Origin of the sequence: Micromonospora sp. LOL_021, from assembly GCF_048060215.1 — a bacterium.
GTDB lineage: Bacteria > Actinomycetota > Actinomycetes > Mycobacteriales > Micromonosporaceae > Micromonospora_E.
In genome coordinates, this window is record NZ_JBHMIN010000105.1 from 1 (window position 1) to 4,675 (window position 4,675).

The 4,675-nt window shown below is 61.9% G+C and carries 3 protein-coding genes; all 3 read right to left on the reverse strand.

From position 1 onward, the window contains the following. On the reverse strand, positions 1-1,435 hold a 1,435-nt coding region (locus ACFHWT_RS31015; RefSeq protein ID WP_416598203.1), incomplete at its 3' end, for an AAA family ATPase. Beyond that, positions 1,426-2,589, reverse strand: a complete 1,164-nt coding sequence (locus tag ACFHWT_RS31020) for a DUF262 domain-containing protein (protein ID WP_416598205.1) — start codon at positions 2,587-2,589, stop codon at positions 1,426-1,428. The genes ACFHWT_RS31020 and ACFHWT_RS31015, both read right to left, overlap by 10 nt. 1,090 nt (positions 2,590-3,679) lie before the next feature. After that, entirely contained in the window at positions 3,680-4,297 is a 618-nt protein-coding gene (locus ACFHWT_RS31025) for a hypothetical protein (RefSeq protein WP_416598206.1), read from the reverse strand. Positions 4,298-4,675 lie beyond the last annotated feature (378 nt).

Genomic DNA, 4,675 nt, shown 5'->3' on the forward strand with positions numbered 1-4,675 from the left:
GAGATCTTTCGCATTTACGGATTACGTTGAGAAGCCCGGTAATAGTTTCGGGAAGTCCTCCTGTTATCGCACGAATTACTGGACGAAGCCCTCCGAACTCGTCCGCCAGCTCAAAGATCCAGTCGTGCAGATCTCGCCCATCAAGCCGCTCAAGACACAACTTTAGACCATCGCTCCCACCTGGCAGCGGAGAATCCCAGTCGTCAAACTCGCCTGAACGCCACCGGTTGATGGTTTGTCGCAGTAGGACCTCGGGCGCCGAATCGCCCACTAGGTAACCGATCAGCCCTTCAGATGCTTGCCCACCTCGAGGACGTTGGTCGCCGTCAAGAACTCCAAGGATTCGAACCTGGTCAGCGGCGCTACTGGAAATATCGCTGACGATGCGCTTCACACCTGATTGCCCACTCGCCACGGCTCTGACATCAAGATACCGGAGTGCATCGCGATCTAATGACGACAGGATTGCATGCAAGAACTCAGCTGCGACCTGGTCCTCAACTAGAACCACCGCAGCGGTACGGGGTTGGACACCGAGGTGATTAGCCACTTCTGCGGCCGGTAGCCCACAGCGAATGGAGGGGGAAGGCAATGATGAAACTAGTACAACATGCTCGGCGGGTAGCTTTTGGAAGAAGCCTGGGGAGTGACTAGAGACGACTAGACAGAGGTCGCGTTTGACTACGATCGAGACGATCGCATCTACTAGCTTCTCTTGAGAGAACGCCGCAAGATGACTTTCCGGCTCCTCTAGCAATACAACGGCTCCGGGTGGAAGTTCTTGCAGCCTCCATAAAAGGTAAGCTGCAACGAGTTCCCCTCGCCCCATCTGCTGCAATGCGTATCGCTTACCCATCGAAGCGACTTCAAAGTAGGGCAACGGAGTGTCGTCTACGCTGAATGCCGTCACCTCATAAACGAGGAACTCTGAATACTCTCGGCGAAGAATATATGCAAGGGCTTGGAGCTGGCTGCTGTCAAAAGACGCTGGCTCAACCCCCTCAAGCAGATCGAAGGATTGTGGATCTGATCTGAAGTGCCTCAGCACATCCTCGGTCTCCGCCGCAGGATCAACATAGAAGACAGACGATGGAAACGTCGAGGATGTTGTTTGTGACCCAACGTCGAGTTCTGCCTCGAACGGAACGTCGGCATGGGTTCCTGCAATCTTCAGCTGACATAGCCATGGAGGCACGTTCGGGATCGTTGAACCTTCTTGCGGTTCTTGTCCAGCCAGGCATCTCCAAACGGCACCGAGGAGCGTCGACTTTCCTGCGCCGTTTCCGCCGGACACGATGCTGATGCCTGGTGAAAAGATGAGGCTTTGGGGCAGGCCGGCGGTGGTGACGAAGGTGCCGACGGTGAGGCGAGTAGTATAATTGCGCCTTGCAAGACTTTCGATCTGCTGCCGCCGTTCTATGAACCTCAGAACCATCCCGAGTCACCCCAGCGCACGACGCCGCTAAATGATGCTAGTTCTCGACCGGCGTCATCGCCCGCCTGGTCAACAATTTGCCACGCATCCTCGACTGGCGCAATAAATGACCGATTTCGAATGATTCCGGGCTCGGCACGATAGAGCACCATCCAAGCGGTAAGATCGCGCAGTACTACGGACGAGACGTCAGCCACGCGGGCCGTCGCCCGATCGTGGAAGACGGCTAGCGGAACGTTATACATACTTCGGCCATGCAACCGCGTTCCCCGCCAGCTCTCTACCTGTTCGATTGTTTGATACAGCGCTGGACCTAGCTCCAAGAGAAGGCCCTCCTTCAGTAGTTTTGCTACGAGGCAGAGCCAGGTATGAACGGTGGCTTTGTTCCATTTCAGCCGGCGCTCGGCACGGTCTAGAAGTTCGAGCTGAAGGAAGTAGTCAAGCGCTTGGGTTGCGAGGCTCATTATCGGCTCAGAAAACGCACCCTTATCTCTATAGCGGGTAGTGATTCTGAGCGCTGTCACCTTCTCGGTAAGGCGGCCCTGTTCCAGGGTGAGCAGAAATCGGGCGAGCAAATCATCATATGCCATACGCGCATTCGAAAATCCAAGGCGCTGCGCCGACATTCCTCTCGTTCCGGCCCACTCCACTAATTCTTTCACCTGGTTTCTAGCGGCACCCACGAAGGCGTTCCGCTTTTCCGCCTCGGTTAGGGTCATTGGTTGATTCAGACGGAAGAAGAGTTCATGAGGCTCTTCTGGCGTGTAATCATGAAGCTCGAATACCCGTATCGCAAATGACTCAAACTCATCCTGTACACCTCTAGGGAGTTGCGCGAACCGTCGGCCATCCAGGACTGCGAAGCCTGCGTCAATGGGTTCGATAAAGCCATCTACCGCAAATAGCCCCTGCATGAAGTCTCGGATTGCAGTGAGGCGCTGTTGCCCGTCCAGAACGTCGAACTTTCCCTCGCCCTTGGCGACCAGATGTATGGGCGGCACATGCCAACGGCGAAGAATGGTATCGATGAGTCTCTGCTTCTTGGCGGTGCTCCAGACCTCACCGCGCTGGAAATCGGGCTGCAAGTCGATCGTCTTCCGCTCGATGCGTCGAAAGATCGTTGCGATGTCGGGATCACTTGTCTGGAATCTCAAGGTCCGCAGTCCACCTGTCCTGATGCGAGCCGGAAGAACGTCTGCGGACATCCTTGATCAGGGAAAGCCTGATGTCCAGACGTAACCGGACAGTTGCTCGCTGGGTTACCGGACGCGGCATACAGACGAGCGCTGACAGGGACAGAGCCTCGAGCGTTCCGCCCAACCCCGGGCGGGCGGGGACGCGACGCACGGCTTACAAGCGTGAGCTCACGGTCCTGGCAGAGATGCGATCGCTATGCTTCACCAACTGCCGAGACGCTCTCTTCTGGATCAAGGCGCCGCGCAAGCGCGGCCAGCAGCCCGCCTGCGTCGGCCTGCTGGCGGCCTCCGGCCGGCATCGGCCGACGCGGGCGGGCAAGGATCAAACGTCAGTCGTCACCAGGGCCACCATCGTCCTCGTCTCGGAGCAGACGATCGAGCTCTTCCGGCCTCATCCGCTTAATCTCCGCTTCGAGCTTGCGGCTGTACTGGCGGTCGTTCGGATCGCTACCGTTCCCTGCCGCCACACGACCGTACGCCCTCATGAACGACCCGAGTTCACGTCGGATCCGGTCCTGACGACGTCCCATGGGTTCCACGATAAGGGACGGCGGTCGTTCTCTCCCAGCCATATACGCGCAGCTACGACGCCCGCCAGGCCCACCCGAACCCATCACACCTCCCCTGGGACCGGCCGAGGTCACTGCCGTGACGATCGCGGGGGTGGTCGGCCGCCGTCGAGGGTGGGGCGATCGGCTGCCGCGCCGCTTCGCGGCTTGCCACCGGTCAACGTGGTCCAGGTCGCGGAGCACCGCCGGCACGGCAAGCCGCCCCGGTCCGAAGGCCGGGGCGGGAACCCGTACAACGCCGGCCGGCCGCGCCCTGGCCGTGCCATCCGCGTGCCATAAGCCGGTGCCGCAGGCGGTCACCAGCGGGCACGAGCGGACGCCACCACCGGCACCGTGACCAGGGCCACCAGCAAGATCACGCCCAGGGCTGGCGATCTTCCAAACTGATTACGCGAGTTCGATTCTCGTCGCCCGCTCCACCAGCTCCGCCGCAGGTCAGCGGCGGTTTGCCACGGCCTGATCAGCCAGTACTGATCCGGTTACTGCCCTTCTGGTACGCCGTCGGCGGTCAGGGCGCCCTGCCCCGGCGCGGCCGGCAGGAAGATGTGGGTGTGCCCGTTGCCGGCGTCGACGTTGAGCACGTCGAGTTGCGTCGCGGCGACAGACCAGGTGGTGACCGCGATGTCCCGCTGACGGCCGGCGAGCTCCAGCAGAGTTCCACGGGCATCCTGCGGGAGGGCCAGCGCCGCCGCGTACGTGTCGAGTGCGGCGTCGAGCGCCCGTACCGCCGCAGCCAGGCCGGAACGGGCGATGTTGACGCCGGTGCCGCCGGACGGCGGGTCGGCGAAGTCCTCGACCACGTCTCTGGTGATGCCCCGCCACCCTTCGACGTCGGATTCGGCAACTGCCGGACCGGGCGGTTGGCCCACCGGCACCGCACCGGCCAGCCCGTCGAGAACCGGCAAGAGACTCTCCTGCGTCCGGCGGGCAAGTGAGGTCAGCTCCACGATCTGCGCCGCGTTCCGTTCCTCCTCTTGCGCCTGCAGTTGCGCGACCCGGTCGTCGGCCGGTGCGGAGTCAGCTGCGTCAGTGGAGTTGCCGGCGGTCACGGCTCCGATCGGCGCGGCTAGTAGTGCGCCCAGCGCGAATGCGATCACCAGTGGAGCCAGGCGACGAACCAACGGCGTCCCCGGCGGGGCTGCCCGGGTGGTTCGCCGGGCGGACGACCTAGCGGAGTCACGGGCGCTGCGGCTTCGGCGATCTGCCGGCATGGTGGAGCCTCTTCACTGCTGGTGACGGGTGGGGTCACGCATTGGCTCGCCGAAGGCCGCTGCGTCTTGCAAGGTGGGCCCGGCACCGGCCCGCCGAGGCTGGCACCAAGGTTGAAACCACTTTAACGGACCATCCGGCCGCACCGGGGGTGCCGACGTGTCGGCGCCGCTGGCTGGCAGCACGGGAGCGCCGCCGCCTCGGCCGGAATGATCCGGCGGGCGGGGTCGTTGTGCATGGTCGCGCCACGCACTCCGGCCCGCAGC